At 66.6% G+C, this 18,899-nt stretch carries 16 protein-coding genes; 5 read left to right on the top strand and 11 right to left on the bottom strand.

Annotated elements, in window-relative coordinates; translation table 11 throughout:
* Positions 1-67: 67 nt before the first annotated feature.
* Genes dnaE through ABD115_RS04490 form a run of 3 tightly spaced genes read right to left on the bottom strand, consistent with a single transcriptional unit; the run spans position 68 to position 5,616 of the window.
* Complete coding sequence (gene dnaE, locus ABD115_RS04480) at positions 68-3,535, bottom strand: DNA polymerase III subunit alpha (protein WP_343958638.1); 3,468 nt, start codon at positions 3,533-3,535, stop codon at positions 68-70.
* Entirely contained in the window at positions 3,528-4,958 is a 1,431-nt protein-coding gene (locus ABD115_RS04485) for a DNA polymerase Y family protein (RefSeq protein ID WP_343958640.1), read from the bottom strand. Before ABD115_RS04485 ends, dnaE begins: the two co-directional genes overlap by 8 nt.
* A 1-nt stretch (position 4,959) precedes the next feature.
* Entirely contained in the window at positions 4,960-5,616 is a 657-nt protein-coding gene (locus tag ABD115_RS04490; RefSeq protein WP_343958642.1) for a hypothetical protein, read from the bottom strand.
* 87 nt (positions 5,617-5,703) lie between these two features.
* On the opposite strand from ABD115_RS04490, the gene ABD115_RS04495 reads away from it, so the two are divergent.
* Both ABD115_RS04495 and ABD115_RS04500 read left to right on the top strand, forming a co-directional pair.
* Positions 5,704-6,027: a DUF2469 domain-containing protein gene (locus tag ABD115_RS04495; protein WP_042542541.1), complete on the top strand. Its 324-nt coding sequence runs from the start codon at positions 5,704-5,706 to the stop codon at positions 6,025-6,027.
* 145 nt (positions 6,028-6,172) lie between these two features.
* Complete coding sequence (locus tag ABD115_RS04500) at positions 6,173-6,811, top strand: M23 family metallopeptidase (protein ID WP_343958644.1); 639 nt, start codon at positions 6,173-6,175, stop codon at positions 6,809-6,811.
* Positions 6,812-6,816: 5 nt separating this feature from the next.
* On the opposite strand, the gene ABD115_RS04505 is transcribed toward ABD115_RS04500, so the two are convergent.
* From ABD115_RS04505 to ABD115_RS04515, 3 genes are all read right to left on the bottom strand, one after another.
* Positions 6,817-7,803, bottom strand: coding sequence for a tyrosine recombinase XerC (locus tag ABD115_RS04505; RefSeq protein ID WP_343958645.1), 987 nt, complete (start codon positions 7,801-7,803; stop codon positions 6,817-6,819).
* Between the two features lie 148 nt (positions 7,804-7,951).
* Complete coding sequence (gene dprA, locus ABD115_RS04510) at positions 7,952-9,310, bottom strand: DNA-processing protein DprA (RefSeq protein WP_343958647.1); 1,359 nt, start codon at positions 9,308-9,310, stop codon at positions 7,952-7,954.
* Positions 9,307-9,939 carry an ATP-binding protein gene (locus tag ABD115_RS04515; protein WP_343958649.1) on the bottom strand — a complete coding sequence of 211 codons (633 nt, stop codon included), beginning with the start codon at positions 9,937-9,939 and terminating at the stop codon, positions 9,307-9,309. Before ABD115_RS04515 ends, dprA begins: the two co-directional genes overlap by 4 nt.
* Before the next feature lie 281 nt (positions 9,940-10,220).
* Between ABD115_RS04515 and ABD115_RS04520 the strand changes: the two genes are divergently transcribed.
* The gene (locus ABD115_RS04520) at positions 10,221-10,382 is read left to right on the top strand and encodes a hypothetical protein (RefSeq protein ID WP_343958651.1); all 162 of its coding nucleotides are present in this window, start codon (positions 10,221-10,223) and stop codon (positions 10,380-10,382) included.
* Between the two features lie 14 nt (positions 10,383-10,396).
* Positions 10,397-12,898, top strand: a complete 2,502-nt coding sequence (locus ABD115_RS04525; protein WP_343959838.1) for an AAA family ATPase — start codon at positions 10,397-10,399, stop codon at positions 12,896-12,898.
* Positions 12,899-13,068: 170 nt separating this feature from the next.
* Here ABD115_RS04525 and lspA read toward each other — a convergent pair whose 3' ends face one another.
* The 4 genes from lspA to merA form a co-directional block, all read right to left on the bottom strand.
* Positions 13,069-13,578, bottom strand: a complete 510-nt coding sequence (lspA, locus tag ABD115_RS04530; protein WP_343958653.1) for a signal peptidase II — start codon at positions 13,576-13,578, stop codon at positions 13,069-13,071.
* Positions 13,575-15,521, bottom strand: coding sequence for a heavy metal translocating P-type ATPase (locus ABD115_RS04535; protein ID WP_343958655.1), 1,947 nt, complete (start codon positions 15,519-15,521; stop codon positions 13,575-13,577). Before ABD115_RS04535 ends, lspA begins: the two co-directional genes overlap by 4 nt.
* Positions 15,518-15,904: an ArsR/SmtB family transcription factor gene (locus ABD115_RS04540; protein ID WP_343958657.1), complete on the bottom strand. Its 387-nt coding sequence runs from the start codon at positions 15,902-15,904 to the stop codon at positions 15,518-15,520. The genes ABD115_RS04535 and ABD115_RS04540 overlap by 4 nt, the downstream gene beginning before the upstream one ends.
* A 213-nt stretch (positions 15,905-16,117) precedes the next feature.
* Positions 16,118-17,542 (bottom strand): mercury(II) reductase, encoded by a 1,425-nt coding sequence (merA, locus tag ABD115_RS04545; RefSeq protein ID WP_343958659.1) that lies wholly within the window; start codon positions 17,540-17,542, stop codon positions 16,118-16,120.
* Positions 17,543-17,648: 106 nt separating this feature from the next.
* On the opposite strand from merA, the gene ABD115_RS04550 reads away from it, so the two are divergent.
* Positions 17,649-18,038, top strand: a complete 390-nt coding sequence (locus tag ABD115_RS04550; protein ID WP_343958660.1) for a heavy metal-responsive transcriptional regulator — start codon at positions 17,649-17,651, stop codon at positions 18,036-18,038.
* A 448-nt stretch (positions 18,039-18,486) separates the two neighbouring features.
* Here ABD115_RS04550 and ABD115_RS04555 read toward each other — a convergent pair whose 3' ends face one another.
* Positions 18,487-18,837 carry an ArsR/SmtB family transcription factor gene (locus ABD115_RS04555; RefSeq protein ID WP_343958662.1) on the bottom strand — a complete coding sequence of 117 codons (351 nt, stop codon included), beginning with the start codon at positions 18,835-18,837 and terminating at the stop codon, positions 18,487-18,489.
* Positions 18,838-18,899: the final 62 nt, after the last annotated feature.

The raw sequence follows: 18,899 nt of genomic DNA on the forward strand, positions 1-18,899 counted from the left end.
GCGGTGCCCGGCAGCGCGCTGCCCCGGGCCGGGCGCCGAGCCGGCCAGGCGCGCCCCGGCGCCGGGCCTACCGGAAGTCGCGCGACGCGACGGCCTGCGGCGCCGGCAGGGGCTCGAAGCCGTGCGCAATGACGTTGAACACCCCCTCGGGGGAGCGGTCGGCGACGCCGCGCACGATGAGCGCTGGCGACGACTGGGCGACGAACCGGTGCTCCTGCCACACCTTCGCCCACACGACGATGTTCACGGTGCCGCGTTCGTCTTCGAGCGTGAGAAAGGTGACCCCCGCCGCGGTTCCGGGCCGCTGCCGGTGCGTGACGAGCCCCGCGACGGCGACGGTGCTGCCGTTTGGTGAGGCGCGCGCGAGGTCCGAGCGCAGCACGCGCCTGGCGTCGAGCGGCTCGCGCAGCAGTGCGAGCGGGTGCGTGCCCGTGGCGACCCCCGTCGTCCACAAATCGAGCGAGGTCTGCTCGGCGTCTGACAAGACGGGCAGGAGCGGCGGCTGCACGTGCACGGCGATGCCCGGCAGAAACCGATCGCGATTCTCGGAGGCTGGCCCCGCGCCCCAGAGCGCGTCGCGGCGCGTCAGGCCGAGCCCCGCGCAGGCACCGGAAGACGCGAGCGCCTCGAGCTGCTCGCGGTCGAGATCGGCGCGCCTGGCGAGATCTGCGAGGTCTGAGAACGGGCCGGAGGCGCGGGCCGCGACGACACGCTCGGCGACCCTCGAGCCGATGCCGCGCACCTCGGCGAGCCCGAGCCGCACCGCGAATCTGCCGTCGCGGCGGTGCTTGCCGCTCGTGTCTGGTGCGTGCTCGTCGAACGGGCCAACCGGCGGGTGATCTCCGGAGGCGCACTCGGGCAGCCCGGTCGGCTGGGGCGTTGGGGGAGCGGCTCCGACAGTCGCGGGCACGCCGGCGACCGAGGAACCGGCGACAGTCGCGGATCCGCCGCCCGCCGCGGGCACGTCGCCTGCCCCAGCCTCGACCCCCGCGTGCACCGCCGAAAATTGCACGTCTGGCGGCAGCACCCGCACGCCGTGCCGCTTCGCGTCTTCGGCCAGGCTGCGCGGCGAATAGAACCCCATGGGCTGCGACTGCAACAGCCCGGCGAGAAACACGGCGGGGTAGTGCAGCTTCAGCCACGAACTCACGTACACGATGAGCGCGAAGCTGATCGAGTGGCTCTCGGCGAAGCCGAAGTCTGCGAACGATTCGAGCTGCGTGTAGACGAGCTCCGCCTGCTCGCCATCGATGCCGTTCTCGCGCATGCCAGCGAAGATCTTCGCGCGCAGCGAGTCCATTCGCTCCTTGCCGCGCTTGGAGCCCATCGAGCGCCGCAGTAGGTCGGCGTCTTCGCCCGTGCACCCGCCGACGGTCGTCGCGATCTGCATGAGCTGCTCCTGAAACAGCGGAATTCCGAGGGTGCGAGCGAGCACGGGCTCGAGGCTCGGGTGCGAGTACGTGATCGCCTCCTTCCCCGCACGCCTGCGCAGGTAGGGGTGCACCGCGCCGCCCTGAATGGGGCCGGGCCTAATGAGCGCGATCTCGATGACGAGGTCGTAGAAGCTCCTCGGGCGCAGCCGTGGCAGCGTGTTCAGCTGGGCCCGGCTCTCGACCTGAAACACCCCGATCGCGTCGCCCCGGCAGAGCATGTCGTACACCCCCGCCTCCTCTTTCGGAATCGAGTCGAACGTCCACTCCTCGCCGGTTGCGGCCTGAACCATGCGCAGCGTCTTATCGATCGCGCTGAGCATGCCGAGGCCCAGCAGGTCGAACTTCACGAGCCGCATCGCCGCGCAGTCGTCTTTGTCCCACTGCAGCACCGTGCGCTTCTCCATGCGCGCGTGCTCGATGGGGCAGACCTCGCCGACGGGGCGCTCGGTGAGCACCATGCCACCCGAGTGGATACCGAGGTGGCGCGGTGCGCCCTTGAGCGCGTTTGCGAGCCGCAGCACCGGCTCGGGAATCGCCTCGTAGGGGGAGCGGCGTTCGGCTTCTGCTGCCGCGATGCGGGAGCCCGGCGGCTGCCGCCGCGTTCGCGCGCGAGCGTTACTCGGCTCGTCAGGTTCGCCGGCCGCCTGCGGCCCGCCGATATCGCCCGGGAACGGGTCGTGGTGGCTGAGCTGCTTCGTCCACGCGCGCTGCTCGGCGACGCTGTAACCGAGCGCCTTCGCGGCGTCGCGGATGGCGGCCTTCGGCCGGTACGTGATGACGTTCGCGACCTGGGCCGCGTTGCGCCTGCCGTACTTTTCGTAGACGTACTGAATCATCTCCTCGCGCCGCTCCGAATCGAAGTCGACGTCGATGTCGGGCTCCTCCTCGCGCAGGCTCGACAGAAAGCGCTCGAACGGCAGCCCGTAGAAGATCGAGTCGACGGAGGTGACCTTGAGCAGGTAGCAGACAGCCGAGTTCGCGGCGGATCCGCGGCCCTGGCAGAGAATACCGCGGGCTCGCGCCTCGCGCACGATGTCGTGCACGATGAGGAAGTAGCCGGGAAAGTCGAGCTGCTCGATGACGTCGAGCTCGCGCTCGATGCGCTCCCGGCGTGGCGCGTCGAGCGCGTCTCGACCAGCGCCGTAGCGCTCGGCGGAGCCCTGCCAGACGAGCTCGCGCAGCCAGCTCATCTGGGTGTGCCCCTCGGGCAGCGCGAGCTTTGGCAGCCTCGGCGTCGCCTCCCTGAGCGAGAACGCGAGCTCGCGCGCGAGGGGCACGGTGCGGGCCACGGCGCCCGGGTGCAGGGCGAAGTGGCGCAGCATCGCCTCGGGGCTGCGCAGGTGCGCGGCGCCAGAGGCAGGCAGGTGCGGGTCGAGCTCGGCGAGGCTGCGGCGGGCGCGGATCGCCGACATCGCCTCTGCGGTGCGGGTCTCGGGGCGGGTGGCGGCGTGCACAGCCCCAGTCGCGACCGTGGGGAGCCCGGCTGTCGCTGCGAGCTCTGCGAGGCGCGCGTTTCGCTCGTCGTCGCCGGGGTGGCCGTGGTGGGTGAGCTCGACGTACACGCTGTCGGCCCCGAACAGTGCGCGTAGCCTGTCGAGCTCGGCACCGGCTGCCGCCGCGCCGCCGTGCGCAAGCGCCCGCCGCACGGCCCCCTTGCGGCAACCGGTGAGCACGACCCAGTCGTCGCCCGCCTGGGCCGCGAGCTCCTCGAGGTCGTACACCGGGCGACCCTTCTCGCCGCCGGCGAGCTGCCCCTCGGTGATCGCCGAGGCGAGCCGGTGATAGCCTGCGGCGCCGCGGGCGAGCACGAGCAGGTGGCTGCCCGCCGGGTCGGCGGCGCCGAGCTGCGGAGCGTCGAGCCCGAGCGTGAGCTCGGCGCCGTAGACCGTGAGGAAATCGGGCGCAGATAGCGCGGCCTCGGCAAACCTTGGCGCGCCGTAGAACCCGTCGTGGTCGGTGAGGGCGAGGCCCGCGAGCCCGAGCGCGCGCGCCTCGGAGACGAGCCGTTCGGGGGAGGAGGCGCCGTCGAGAAAGCTGTAGTGCGAGTGCGCGTGCAGCTCGGCGTACCCGGTGGGCCCCGGGGCGGGTGCCAGCTCAGTCATAGCGGCCCTCCGCGTACCAGCTCGTGGCGTGCGCGCTTGCTGCGGCCTCGCGCACGCGGGCGAGCAGCAGCCAGCCGTCGCCCGTGTCGAGCTCAACCTGCACGCGGAACCGCTCGGGCCGGCCCGCCCACCACTGCTCGCGAATAGGCCATGGCTTTGACCAGCCGCGCACGCTGCCGGTGGCTGTGTGCCCCTCAACCCTGAGCGTCACCGGTGGCGCCGCCAGCAGATCGGCCTCGTCGATCTCGACGGGGTCGCCGTGCGCATTCAGCAGCCGCGCGCGCAGCGGCGGGGTGAACACGAGCGTCGGCTGCGGGGTGGCGAGCGCTCCGGGCCACGGCCCCGTCGCGCGGCTGCGCCTCGGGGCCGAGCCCCAGTGCGTGAAGCGCTGGCGTTCGTGCAGCAGCCTGCCGCCGTCGAGGGTGAGCGTGCCGACCCCGGCCGGGCCGAGCAGCCCCTGCGCGCGGCTCAGGTGGTGGTGCACGCGCTCGTCTGGCCCACTCGTCCAGAGCCCGGGCTCGTGAGAAGCGGTGCGGTCGGTGCGCACCGGCGCGATCCGCACCGCGGCAATGCCAGCCCCCGCTCGCTCCTCGCCCGCCCCGCCGGCGAACCCCGCCACGAGGCTCTCCGACTGCCACCGGAGCCGCGCGAGCGCATCCTGCGGTGAGAAGAATCGCGGGTGCGCCCAGTCTCGCTCGTGGCGAATGCCGAGATCGTCGGTGAGGGTGACCCGCAGCGACGTGCACACGAGCCGCTCGGCGGTGAGCGCGCCGATGAACCCCTCGACGAGCGTGCTGCAGGCGAACGACAGCTGCTCGGTGCCCGAAAGCGGCGGCTCGAACTCGATGCCTACCGCAAAGTCTTTCGCGGCCAGCTGCGGGCGCACCGGCTCGCCGCGTTCGCCGTCTTCCCCGCGCGCGTGCCGGTGCGCGAGCACGCCGCCGGGGCCGAAGCGTGCGCGCACCGCATCCTCGGGCAGCGCCGCGAACGCGCCGAGCGTGTAGATGCCGAGCCCTGGCAGCAGCGCCCCGAGCTTCTCGTCGGTGGCGCACGTGACGGGGAGATCGCTGAGAAACCCCGCGGATCCGCCGACTGCGACGACCCGCACGCCGTCGGCTGGCGCCGGCTCCGCGGTCGCCGCCTGCTCAGCGGCGAACCGGCCGTCGGCGATGCCGACCCGCGCCGCGCCGAGCGCCTCCGAGCGCGCGAACTCGAGCAGCGCCCGCGCAACCTCGGGCTCGCCGCCGTAGTAGCGCGCCGGGCCGCGCGCCCGCATCGCGACGAGGCCGGGGCGAAGCTCCTCGGTAGCTGGCACGAGCTCGGTGAGCCTCGCAAACACCGGGGCGAAATCGCTCGGGGCCTCTGGCTCGTCGTCGCGGCCCCACTCGGTGAAGTGCAGCACGATCACGCGTTCGGGAGGCACGTCACACCGCCCTCAGGGCGCGCGCCGCGGGTGCCTGGCGGCTCGTGGCCGAGAGCCCACCGCGCTCGAATCGCACCGAGTGGTGCTTCGCGCCGCGGCGATCTTCCGACTGCACGGTGAGCTCCCGCGTCGCGAGCGCGCCGTGGCCCTCCCCGAGCCCCACCCAGCGCGATGAGGTCACCGTGAGCCGCGACTCGCTGCGCGCCCAATCTCCGACAACCACGAGCGCCGAGCCGTGCTCGCGCAGCCTGGCCGAGAGCCGTTCGATGTCTGCGGGGGAGACCCTGGCATCGAAGCGGGCGACGACAACCGACAGCGTCTCGCTCAGCGTGCCGGCGAGCGTGAGGGCGTGCTTGCCCGGTGCCGGGATGAGCACGCAGCGGTCGAGTGCGATGCCGAGCGCGACCGCCGCCTCGGCGCCGAACGCCGGGCAGCCGAGCACGCCGCACCACGCGCCGCCCTGGGAGGCCTCGGCGAGAAACGAGAGCGCGAGCTGCCACGACCCACGCACCGAATACGCCGCCCCGGCGCGCACCGCGCCGCCGGGCAGCAGCGCCCCGAGCCCCGGGGCTGTGGGCAGGGCACGCTCGTCGATGCGCAGCGGCTGCATCTCGCTGATGCGCTGCCGCAGATCTGGGAGCGAGACCGCGGAACTCATGCGACCATATTCGAACATATGTTCGAATGAGTCAAGCTGGAGATGGTGGTGCCCGCGTGTCGGCGAAGCGGCATAGGATGGTGGGTGATGAATGAGGACGATCTTGAGGATTACGAACGCGAAGCCGAGCTGGCGCTGTTTCGCGAATACCGCGATATCGCGAGCCAGTTTCGCTACGTAGTCGAGACCGAGCGCCGGTTCTACCTCGCCAACGAGGTAGATCTGAAGCGCAATGATGCGGGGAACGACTTCTACTTCGAGCTCACGATGAGCGACGTGTGGGTGTGGGATGTCTACCGCTCCGACAGGTTCGTGAAGTCGGTGCGCGTGCTCACGTTCAAGGACGTGAACGTCGAGGAGCTGTCGGCCCGCGAGTTCAAGCTGCCGCAGGAGCTGTCGATCGACGAGTAGTCGTTCTCCCCAGGCGTGCTTGGGGGAGCGGGTGCGCCGCACTGCCCACGCTCGCTGACCCCGGGGCGCCCGCTGGCGCACTGCGCCGCACACTGGGTGCATGTTCCCACGTTCCAGGTTTTCGCGCCCCAAAATCGCTGCGCCCGTGACCGATGCCCTCGCGGCTGCCTCTCGGTCTGGCGCGGCGCGTATCTCCCTCGCCCTTGTTGGCCTTGCCGCTGCCGTGCACGCGGCGGTGCCGACCGCTGCGCCCGGTGCTGCGCCTGCCGCTGTGCCTGCCGCTGTGCCCGACACGCTCAGCGCTGCTGTGCCCGCTGGCGCACTCGCTGCCGCCCCCGTTGCCGCACTCGCTGGCGCTGCCGCGCCAGCCCGGCGCGGGGCATGGCTGCCGCCGCTCGGCCCGCCGCTGAGCGTATCGGGGCCGTACCGGCCCCCACCGTCGCCATATGCTCCGGGGCATCGCGGCATCGACCTCCCCGCGTCGCCGGGGGGCAGGGCGCTCGCGCCGGTCTCAGGGGTCGTGAGCTTCGTTGGGCCGGTAGCTGATCGGCACGTGCTCTCGATTCGCGTCGACGCGCGCACCGTCGTCTCGTTCGAACCGCTCGAACAGGCCGAGTCGGGCCTTGCCGAGGGCGACGCGGTCGAGCGCGGGCAGGCGATCGGGGTGCTCGCTGAGGGAGGGCACTGCCTCGCGGAGTGCCTGCATCTGGGGGTGCGCGTCGACGACGCCTACGTGAACCCGCTGCGCTACTTCTACGATCGCCCGGTGCTGCTGCCCTGGTGAGGGGCCTAGGCCCGCGGGTGGGCCTGCCGGTAGGTCGCGGCGAGGCGCTCCATCGAGACGTGGGTGTACACCTGCGTGCTCGACAGGCTCGCGTGGCCGAGCATCTCTTGCACCACGCGCAGATCTGCCCCGCCGTCGAGCAGGTGCGTCGCCGCGGTGTGCCTGAACGTGTGTGGGCCACTCGGCCCGCCGCCTGGCTCCCGCTCGAGCTCGCGAGACACGAGGCGATACACCGCGCCACCGTTCATTGCCTGGCCTCGGGTGTTCGCGATAAACAGTGCTGTCGTCGGCGGGGCGGGCGCTGGGCTGACCGGAGCGCCAGCACTCGTCTTCCCGGCAGCGGTCGCGGTGTTGGCGGCGGTATCGGCGGCGCGTGCGAGCAGCGCAGGGCGCGCCTCGGCGAGGTAGCGCTCGAGCGCACGCGCGGCCGGTGCGCCGAGGGGCACGACCCGCTCTTTGTTGCCCTTGCCGAGTACGCGCACGCTGCGCTCGCGGCGGTCGAAGCCCGTGAGCTGCAGCGAGGTGAGCTCCGAGACGCGCAGCGCAGACGAGTACAGCAGCTCGAGCACAGCGTGATCGCGAATCTGTGCGGGGTCGCCCGTTGCCGCGCGCTCCGCTGCCCGGTCGAGCACCCGCGACATCTGCTCCTGCGTGAGCACGCGCGGCAGGCTCTTCGGGGTGCGCGGGGTGCGCAGCCGCGAGGCGGGGTTGCCGGGCACGAGGCTGCGCGATTCGAGCCAGGAGCCGAACGACTTCAGCGTCGCGACATTCCGGGCGATCGTCGCTGGGGCGAGCCCCCGCTGCTGCCGCTCGAACAACCAGCCGCGCATGAGCTCGAGCTCGATGCCGTCGAGCCCGCGCACGCCCTGTGCCTCGGCGTATTCCGTGAACCCGAGCAGATCGCGCCGGTACGAGCGAATCGTGTGCTCCGAGTACCCGTATTCCAGGCGCGCCGCATCGAGAAACGCCGCTACCGCCTCGCTGAGAGTCATGCTCCTATTGTCGCCGATGGCGCTGGAATGCGCGCGGTGCCGAGAACAATCGCGCGGCACCGCGGCACCGCGGCACCGCGGCATCGCGGCATCGCGGCATCGCGGCACCGCGGCATCGCGGCATCGCGGCATCGCGGCACCGCGGCACCTACGCGCGCCGAATCAGCCGCCACTCCGTGAAGCCCGTGTCGCTCAGCTCGACGCGGGTCACGTGGCCGAGCAGTTCGAGCTCAGCGAGCGAGTGCTGCGCCTCCGTGAGGGTGACTCCTGCGTGGGTGGCCGCGTCTTCGAGCGAACGCGTTCCGCGCAGCGGCAGCGAATCCATGAGGCGCAGGTGCAGCGAGGTTGGGCGCTCGACATCGCTCGGGTCGCGCTCGTCGGTGTCGAACATGCCGGCGACCGGGTCAACCCCAACGAGCTCGAGCACGTCGGGGCCGCTGCCAATGAGTGTCGCGCCGTACTCTCGGATAAGGCGGTGACACCCCGCCGAGGAGGCCGACGTCACCGACCCCGGCACCGCTCCCAGGCGCCGGCCGAGCTCGGCGGCATGCCCGGCAGTGTTCAGCGTGCCTGAGCGAACGCCGGCCTCGGTGACGAGCACCGCGTCAGACAGCGCCGCGATGATGCGATTGCGCTGCAGAAAACGCCAGCGCGTCGGCGACGACCCTGGAACCATCTCCGAGCACACGCTGCCGCGCTCGGCGGCGCGCTTGAGCATGTCGGTGTGGGCGATGGGGTAGGGGCGATCGACGCCGCCCGCGAGCACGGCAATGGTGCGGGAGCCGGTCGCGAGGGCGGTGCGGTGCGCGGCGGCATCGATGCCGTACGCGGCGCCCGAGACAATTGTGACGCCCGCGGCGCAGGCGATGCCCGTGAGCTCGGCCGTGACGTGGGCCCCGTAGCCGCTGCACGCGCGCGCCCCGATCACGGCGAGGGAGCCGGTCACCGGGGGCTGCGGCTGCGGCTCGGCGTCCGTGCCGCTGAGCAGCGACTCGCTGCCCCGCACCCAGAGCGCGAGCGGGGCGTGGTCTCCGAGCAGGTCGAGGCGCTCCGGCCAGTTCGGCGACTCCCTCGTGAGCAACGACATGCCCGTGCGCACGGCAGTCATCAAGTCTTTCACCGTCGCCGTGCGATCGAGGCGCGGGAGCCAGCGCTTGACCCCCTCGCCGAGTTTGCGAACCGACACCGGGGTGTCGTTCCCAGCGGCCTGCAGCGCCTGGGCGAGCTTGCGGGCTGCGTGGGGGAGCTCGAGCAGCTTCAGCGCCGCGAACGGCCCGAGCCTGGCAACGATCAGCCCGGCCACCGCGTCACCCGGCTCTGACAGCCGAGACCAGACGGCGCGGGCGAGCGCGCTCTCAAGGTCGGCCGCGGTGAGCTCGCGCTCGCCGCAGAGCCGCACGAGGAGCCTGCGGAGCTCGTCGTCGACGTGGATGCCGCCCTCGGCTGGGGCGGGGTGCTGCGACTCGGGGGCAACGACCTCGTTGTCACCGGTTGGGTGGGTGTTCATGCGGGTGCTCCTCTCAACATCAGCGCCCTGGCGATCTCTGCGCGCCCTGGCTGGTGGATTTCTGCAAGATCAGCGATTGTCCAAGCGACCCTGAGCAACCGGTCGTACCCGCGCACCGTGAGAGCCCCGTGGGCGAGGGCGCGGTCGATGGTCGCCGTGGCCTGCGCGGGAAGCCGGCCGGTCTCGCCCCGGAGCCACTCCCCGGGAACCTCGCTGTTGAGCTCCCACGGGGTCTGGGCGAGGCGCTCCCTCGCCCGAAGCCGCGCACGCTCGACCAGGCCGCGTAGCTCGACGCTGGTGCGGGGCGCGGCGGCGGCGTGCTGCAGCACGCTCCTCACGCGGTGCACGGTGACCCGCAGGTCGATGCGGTCGGTGAGCGGGCCGGAGAGCCTGCTCCGGTAGCGCACCCTTGTGTGCGGGCTGCAGGTGCAGTCGAGCGCGGTCTCGGGGGCGCCGGCGTTGCCGCAGGGGCAGGGGTTTGACGCAAGCACCAACTGCAGCTTCGCGGGCAGCACCGTGTGAACTCGTGCGCGGGAGATGGTGATGGTGCCCGACTCGAGCGGCTCCCGCAGGTCATCGAGCACGGCTCGGCCAAACTCGGGCGCCTCAGCACCCAATGGAAAGTACACCCTGTGGTTGGCTCCCAGTTTACCACTGCGCTGTCAAGAGAAACACCTCGGAGGAATGATACTTCCCATCCCAGACAGCCCCTACTTCACCAAAATTAACTGCACCGAATTGCATCGCTCACCGGACATTGCCGCAGGCGGGTGTCTTGGGACGCGCGATTGCCGAGTACCCTAGTTGCCGACGGGACTCTAGAGAGAAGCTCTACTTGTTCAGTTACCCGGCGAGCTTTCGGTCGGTGTCGAAAGCGGAATGGGTCAGTGAATGATGGGAGGATCATTCCATGACCACATTCTTGCCGAACATTGATGATCTGCTCGCCGCGCTCCCTGACACCAAAGCGGCCGTTGACGCACGCGAGTTAGCGATTGCTGGAGCAACCGCTGAGACATCCACTGAGCTTGATCAGGCGCTCTCCGCGATCGTTCAGGAATGGTTGTCTTGAAGACACGTCAACAAATGAGACTTGAGTGGCTTGAGATTCGGGGCTTCCGAGCATTCGGTTCGGAAGCGCGTCGCATGGATCTGACTTCAAATCTAATAGTGGTGCACGCTGGAAATAGCCAGGGAAAGACAAGTCTCGCAGAGGCAGTTGAGTTCCTTGTGACTGGCCGTAGTAGTAGGCGGGATCTGTTCGGTGGCGCAAAAGCCGAGTACAACGAGAGCCTGCGCAATGCGCACCTACCAGCTAATGATCCGGTGTGGGTCGCAGCCGGGATTCGCAACGATGCCGGCATCATCCGAGAGGTTCGGCGTGAACTTGTAACTGACTTCTCCGGAGCAACGGACTGCGATTCTCGCCTCACCGTCGATGGAGAAGAAGTCTCATCACTATCATTCCTTGGTATTGACACGATCGAAGGTGCGATTGCAGCACCTGTGTTGCTGCAGCACACCCTGCGATATGTCTTGTCGACTGAGCCCAAACAGCGTGCTACCTATTTCAAGGCTCTTCTCGCACTATCCGATCTTGACCTGTTTAGAGAACGTGTCCGTGCACAAGCAGCCGATCTCGAACATGTCTCAACGGGTCCAGGACTTCTGTCGTTGCAGCGCCTCTCTCAGACGGATCTTGCTGCGTTTGCAATCAAGATTCAGCAGCTCGACGTACCAAATCGCGAAACTTTGCGTGTGAGCATGGAACAAGTACTACTCGAAGCAGGTACAGACGTTCTTGGGAGGGAGAGCGAATCGATCTCGCACCTAATTGAGACGCTCGATCAGTTGGTTCGGGAGCGCAATGATCTAGTATTTCCACTTAATGACTTCATTGTTGCGCTCCCAACAGAATTTCCCCCAGTGCCTGATCTGAGCACATACATTGAAGAGATCCGACGCGCGGACGAGATCTCGGCGACGCTTCTTCCAGTTCTGACTGCAGTCCTGCGGGTGCCTGAAATCGCACACATTGATCAGCCGGTTGACTGCCCGGTCTGTTTGACAGCGGATGGACTCACGCCCGAACGCGTCAAGGATATCCAGACTCGTCTACGCGACACAACACAACTCTCAGCCGCGTCCTCTGCCGCGGAGAACGCCGTGAGAAACTTTCGCACTCATCTCCAAACTTGGGCCAACTCGGTCAAGAATTCAATTCCGAGCGCCACCGCCTGGGACCACACCCGCGAGCAGGCTGTGGCCTCCGCAGCTGCGGGTCTGAGCACAGAGATCCCTGTTTTACTGACCGCGGCGCTAGAGTACGTCAGGCGCATTGCTGCCCGTGCACAAGAAGTTGTCGATGCCGCCCGGCATGTGGATGCCACAGCGGCAGAAATGGTGGATCTTGTCCATCGAAGAGTAAATGTTCCAGATGGAGCAACCATCTCGTTGGTCGACCTCGAGGAACTCTTATCCGAATTCTTGGATGAGCTATCCGCTGATAATGAGATCGTAAGTTTGCGGACAGCAGTCCAACCGCTATTAAGCACCCGTCTTCAGTCCGAAGGGACCCAGGACTTGCTGGACGTTTTGAGGCTGCTCGAAGAACTCGTGGCGGAACAGTATTCGGAGAAGCGACGCACCATAGTTCTGCAGCGCTTAAAAAGTGCCGATGGAGCCCTAAAGAAGGCTATTGGCACCGTACTCGACGATCGCTTCGCCAAGATGAGTTCCGCAATCATGCGATGGTGGGGTTCGATCCGACCGGAAGAACTTGTTGGGTTTGCTGGAGTCAAACGCCGCGCAGCTGGAGCTATTTTCGTCAACCTTGTCGCCGCGTTGCAGGCGGACGCCGAAGGAAACGCTGTCGAACGCGACGCTCTCGGCGTATTTAGCGACTCCCAATTGAACGCGCTCGGGCTCTCCACTTTTCTCGCCCGTGCTGAACTCGTTCAATCACCTTTCGTGTTTCTTGATGACCCGATCCCGGGAAGCGACGGAGATCATCGTCTAACTTTCTGTCAAAACACCCTCGCCGAGCTACTTTCATCGGGTTTTCAAGTAATTGTTACCACTTACGACCCAAAGCTTGCCGAACTTGCCCAGACACTTAATGAGTCTTGGGGGCCGATCACTTACGACTTGACCCTTCTCAACGTCGCAGAAGGCACCGAGCCAGTGCAATCCTCTGACTTGTTCAGTAATTACATGTTGCAAGGAGAGGACGGACTGAACGCTCCCACGGCAGTCGGTCGCCGTGGTGCATGCACCGCATATCGAAGTGCAGCCGAACGGCTCGCCAAACAGATTATTGCGACAAACCGAACCGCTTCTGGGATTTTTACATCCGTTACAGACGTCGAACAGGAAGCGACGATGCTCGGAGATCTTATCCCGCTGCTGGGACCGTTCACTTTATCTGCTGATGAGAAAGGGAAATGGCAGGTGATCCCGAAGGTGCTCAATCCAGGAAATCATGATGACGGTGCACCTAGCACGATCGAGTTGAAGCAAATTCGTGGCAATCTTCGTCAAATTGCGAAGGCACACAAGCAGAAGTGGGGCAGGGACCTTATCCGGTAGGGCTCAGCCCACACTCAACGCGCGGATACTGAGGGAAACTCGGACTTTCCGTCCTCGGCCTGGTCAAGTATCGACTTGAAGGAATAGTTCTCATTCCCGTTTGCCGTTCGTCATACGGGACGTCGGTGGTTTAGTTTCGCCAGCATGTCAGCGCGCATGCGCAGAGGTGGTCAGTCGCCGTCCTTGGAAGGGGCGGCACGAAGCGCTCCGAGTGCATACAGAACAACTCCCGCAGTGACAAACACATCTGCCAGGTTGAAGGTGGCGAACCACCCGGTGTGCAGGTAGTCCACCACGCCGCGCCCGTCCAACCGGTCAATGAAATTGCCAAACGCCCCGCCGAGCAGCAACGTCGCACCCGCCCGGGACATTCTGCCCATGGTCGGTGCCGAGGAAACCGCATACCAGGTCAGTCCGGCGATGATCAGCCCGGTGACCGCCACGATGACCCAGGCGGGAAGGTCCGCGCCAAAACTGAACGCGACGCCCGGGTTATAGAGCAACCGGAGGTTGATCAGCCCTAGGTCAATTACCTGGCCGTTGGAAAGCAAGCTTTCGGCCAATGCCTTGAGGGCTAGATCCACACCGACCAGCACAACGGCTCCAAGCAGCATCGCGGCCCTGACAATACGCGCGGTTCGAACCTGCGCCGAGGAACGAGCCACAAGTTGGCCGCTCATGCCGAGGGTTCCAGGATCGAGGCTGGCTGCACGGTCTGTAGCGCGGTTTTGCGGCGGAGCCGACCGGCCCGGACACCGTTGGCAATCACGACGATTTCGGCCAGCTCGTGGATGAGGACCACCGCTGCCAAGCCGAGCACCCCAAAGAGTGCCAAAGGGATCAGTGCGGCAATCAGCAGCAGCGACAGGCCCACGTTCTGGAGCATGATCCGACGGGTGTTGCGTGCATGGTCCAGGACCTGTGGCAGGTGATTCAAGTCTTCGCCCATCAGCGCGATGTCTGCGGTTTCGATGGCCACGTCTGTACCCATGGCCCCCATGGCAATGCCGGTATCTGCCGTTGCCAGGGCTGGCGCGTCATTGACTCCGTCCCCGACCATTGCGGTCGGCTGCCGGGACTTGAGGGTGCGGATGATCTCCGCCTTGTCCTCCGGGCGCAGGTCCGCATGGACTTCGGTGATGCCCGCTGCCTTGCCCAGGGCCGTTGCGGTGATGACGTTGTCCCCGGTGAGCATGACCATGGTGTAGCCGGATGCCGTGAGCCTGGCGACGACCTCGCGGGCCTCGGGGCGCAGCTCGTCACGGACGCCGATGGCACCGATGACCTGCCCGTCGTCCTCGATGAGCACAGCGGTGGCCCCGGCGCGCTGCATCCGCTCTATGTCCGGGGCCAAGGCACCGGGAATGATCCAACCTGGGCGGCCGAGCCGGACACGCCTGCCCTCTAGTTGCCCTTCCAGGCCCGCCCCGGGAATCGTGTCCACGTCGGTGACCGATGCCCTGCCGGTGGTCGAAGCGAGGATGGCGCGGGCCAACGGGTGTTCGCTGCGGGCTTCCAGGCCTGCTGCAAGGGCAAGGACTTGTTCCCGGGTCGCGGACCCGGTGCCCACGATCTCGATCACCGAAGGCTTGTTCCGGGTCAGGGTTCCGGTCTTGTCCAAGGCGATGGTGCGGATCTTCCCCAGGGTTTCCAGGGCACCGCCGCCCTTGATGAGTACACCGATCCGGCTGGCAGCGCCAACGGAGGCCACCACGGTCACGGGCACGGAGATGGCCAGCGCGCAGGGCGAGGCAGCCACCAGCACGACCAGGGCACGTTCGAACCACAGTGCCGGTTCCCCGACGATGAAGCCGAAGACGATGATCAGCGCCGCGGCGATCAGGATGCCCGGGACCAGTTTCTTGGCGATGGAATCGGCCAGCCGCTGGCCCGGACCTTTGCGGGACTGCTCCGCTTCCACGATGTGCACGATCTTGGCCAGCGAGTTGTTCTCCGCTGTGCTGGTGACTTCAACCTCCAGTGGGCCGGTGCCGTTGATGGACCCGGCATAGACCTCGGAGCCGGGGCCGGCCTCGACGGGGACCGATTCGCCGGTCAGGGCCGAGGTGTCCAGGGAGGTGCGTCCGGTGACTACCCGCCCGTCGGTGGCCAGGCGTTCCCCGGGCCTCACAACCATGCGGTCCCCGGGGATCAAGACGGAGGGGGACACGGTGGTTTCGATGCCGTTGCGCAGGATTCGTGCCTCGGCCGGAACCAGGTCCAGCAGTGCCCGCAGGCCCCGCCGGGTCTTCGCCAGCGAGTATTCCTCAAGTCCCTCCGAAATTGCGTACAGGAAGGCCAGCATCGCGGCTTCTTCGAACTGACCCAAGGCCACAGCGCCAACGGCGGCGATTGTCATCAGCGTACCGACGCCGATCTTTCCCTTGAACAGGCGTCGGAGAGTGGAGGGCACAAACGTCCAGGCGGCAACCAGCAGCGCACCGAGCTCAAACGGAAGCGTTACGAACCGGGGGCCTCCGGCCAGCGAGATGATCCATCCGGCGAGCAGCAGCACCCCGGCCACCGCAGCCGCTCGGACCTCGGTTACCTGCCAGAACCCCAGAGCTTCTTCGACTTCACCGTTCTCGGTTGTCTCGTCGCTGCATCCGCATGCGTCGCTCATCGGGCGTTCTCCTTTTCAATCATTGGGGCGGTGGTGCTGTCGGGGCCGTAGTTCGGGCAGAGGCTGACAGCGTTGCCGGTGGCGGCAAGCAGGATCTCGGCCTGGGCGAGCATGTCCATCAGCTCCGGGCGGGACAGCGAGTAGTACACGCTGCGGCCCTCGGAGCGGCCCTCGACCAGGCCGCAGTCGCGCAGGCAGGCCACGTGCATCGAGGCCGTGGACTGGGCCAGGCCAAGTTCGCGGGTGAGGTCACTAACGCGCACCTCACCGTGGGCCATACGCCTGACGATCTTCAATCGAATCGGGTCGCTAAGGGAATGGAACAAGGCGGCAGCGGGGTCCAGCCCGCACGCATCCATCGAAGCATCTTGATTGATCAGCATTTCATGATGATATCTCAAATCACTGATCATTGGTTGACGTGCCCAGCCGCAAGGGTCCACCCTAGTGCTCATCCCGATAGAACATGAGCGTTTTGTGCGGTCTGTTCAGGATCGCAAATCTTGAACAACCGTCGCGGTCAAGGTTCGCTCTCTGCATAGCGAGACAAACGACAATGGCTGGCCGTCACTTGCTTCGGTCGTGGGGGCTGCGGATCAGGCGCAGCAGGAGAGCTTTGCGACGTCGGTGGTGAATGCCTTGGCGGCGATCCTTATGCCCTCGGCCATCGTCAGGTAAGGGCTCCAAGCGGCGGCGACCTGTGCGGTGGTCATTCCCGCTTCGAGGATGTAGACGCCAGCGGCCGCGATTTCCCCGGCGTCCCTGGCCACTGCGGAGATGCCCAGGATCCGTCCGGTACCCAACTCAGCAACAACCTTGATGAAGCCACGCGTGTCGCGGTTGACCACAGCGCGCGGCACGTACTCCAGGGGCAGGACCCGGCACTCACAACGGATCCCCGCAGCGACAGCTTCCTTCTCCGTCATCCCGACCGACCCGAGGGCGGGGCTGGTGAAGGTGACCCGCGGCAGGTTCCGGTAGTTGACCTCGGCCACGGCATCGGTGAACGCATTGTCCACGGCCATCGCGCCGTGGGCCGCCGCGACGTAAACGAACTCCCTCTGGCCGGTCACGTCCCCGGCGGCCCAGATGCGTGGGTTGGACGTGGCCAGGCGGGAGTCGACCACGATCTCGCCCGTGGTGCCGGTCTTCACGCCGACGGCGTCAAGGTCCAGTCCATCGGTGACGGGGCGGCGGCCCAGTGCCACGAGGATGTGGGAAGCGCGGAATTCCTCTTCGCCCCCGGCCACGCTTGCCGTCACCGAGACCCCGTCCGGGCCGGAGGCCACGGAGTTGGCGGTGGCCCGCCTGACCACCCGGATGCCCTCGTCGGCGAACACCCCGGCCAGGGCCTTGGAAGCCTCCGGCTCTTCCTGTGATGCCAACCGGGAGCGAACCAGCATGGTCACTCGGGAGCCCAGCCGGGAGAAAAGCTGTGCCATTTCCATGGCAACATAGCCCCCGCCCAGGATCAGCATGGATTCGGGCACCTCGTCCAGCTCCATCGCCGTCGTTGAGGTCAGGTACCCTGCCTCGGCCAGCCCGGGGACGGGCGGCACCCATGGCGCGGCTCCGGTGGCCACGAGGTAGTGTTCGGCCTCGATCGTTCGCAGTGCGCCGTTCGGGGAGGCGACGTTAAGCAGCGGTGCGTCTTGGGCCCCAGTGAACGAGGCGTCCCCCTCGATCATGGTCCAGCCGTAGTCCGCAGCCAGATCGACGTACTTTTCCGACCGCATGCTTTCCACCAACGCGGCCTTGCCCTGGATTAGGGCGGGCATGTCCACCGGGCTCGCAGAGGTCTCCACCCCCGGGAAGCGGGCGGAGTTCAGCGCCACGTGGCGGGCCTCGGCGGCGGCAAGCAAGGCCTTGGACGGCACGCAGCCGGTATTTACGCATGTCCCGCCCACAGTGCCGCGCTCCACCATAACGACGCGCTTGCCCAGGCCAGTGGCTCGGATCGCGGCCGCAAACGCTCCGCCGCCGGAGCCAATGATCGCTAAATCGAGCTGTTCGTTGTTCATTAGGTGCCTCTTCTTCTGTGGGTCAAAACGTCCTATGAGCAATTATGAACCTTCCAGTACAATGGAAGGTCAAGTGTGGCGGCCATCGGAAGAGGAACCAACAAACATGAGGATCGGACAGCTTGCGGAAGCGACCGGAACCACGACCAAGACTCTGCGGTTCTACGAGGAGACGGGGCTGCTCCCTCCGGCCGAGCGCCTGGCCTCCGGCTACCGGGACTATGCCGAGGATGCGGTGGGTCGGATCGGTTTTATTCACAGGGGCCAGGCCGCCGGGCTGACCCTCGGCCAGATCCGGCAGATCTTGAAGATCCGCGAGCACGGCCAGACACCGTGCTCGCACGTCCAGGGGCTGCTGGGGCAGCGCATGGGGGAACTTGATGCCCAGATCTCCGAACTCCTGGCCCTCAGGGAAACCATCTCCCAGCTCCACGAAAATGCCAGCACCCCTGAGCCGAACGCCTGTTCAGCCGACCAGGTCTGCCGATACATCTGAGCAACGGTCCGCCCCGGTAGCTGCGGGTGTCGTGGCCAGGAATGCCTGCCGGTCGATAAGAGGGCAACCATTGACTCGCGCGTCCCATAAGAGGCTTGGGCTGCTTCACGGTCGCCCGGTGGACTGGCACCTTAGCTGGGCGAGACAACTTTCGAGTCTTGGGACTGCGACATTTAGCTTCGCAAATAATGCGATATTTAGCGCTGAAAAGCACAGAGAAAGTGGCCGCGATAGCGACTGTCCCGCAAGAGATTCCTCATATAGGACAGCCACTTCTCCCAAGAACTACTTCATGCAGCGCCGGTTACACGGGGTGTAGTGGTCATCGTGCGCGCTTCAGCACCCAATGGAAAGTACACCCTAGATGTGACGCTAGTTTACCGCTGATTCAACGGCGCGGACAGAACTAGACTCACGCTGCAGAACGCTCCCCGCTCCACAAAGCTCGCTATGCGGTCAAGGATCTTGTTGCTTCAGTAAGCACGGAAGTTACCGGGCTGTAATAGGCCCAGCGCCCCCGCTGCTCCCGGGTCACGAGCCCTGCCTCGACGAGCTGCTTCATGTGATGTGACACCGTCGGCTGCGAGAGACCGACCGGCTCCGTCAAGTCACATACGCACATCTCAGCATCTGCGCTGGCGGAAATCAGAGACAGAAGCTTCACTCGCGTTGGATCGCCGAGCGCTTTGAACACCTTTGCGAGCCGCTGCGCCTGTTCGTCTCCAACAACAAGTTCGTCCTGTGCGCTGCAGCAGCTTGGCTGAGTATCCGAGGCGTCGACAGCTTGCAAAGTTTCCATGCATCTCATTCTGCCCCACATATTGACACTTGTCGATATGAGAAGGTAGATTCTTCATATCG

The organism is Leucobacter albus, from assembly GCF_039528015.1.
GTDB classification, from domain to species: domain Bacteria; phylum Actinomycetota; class Actinomycetes; order Actinomycetales; family Microbacteriaceae; genus Leucobacter; species Leucobacter albus.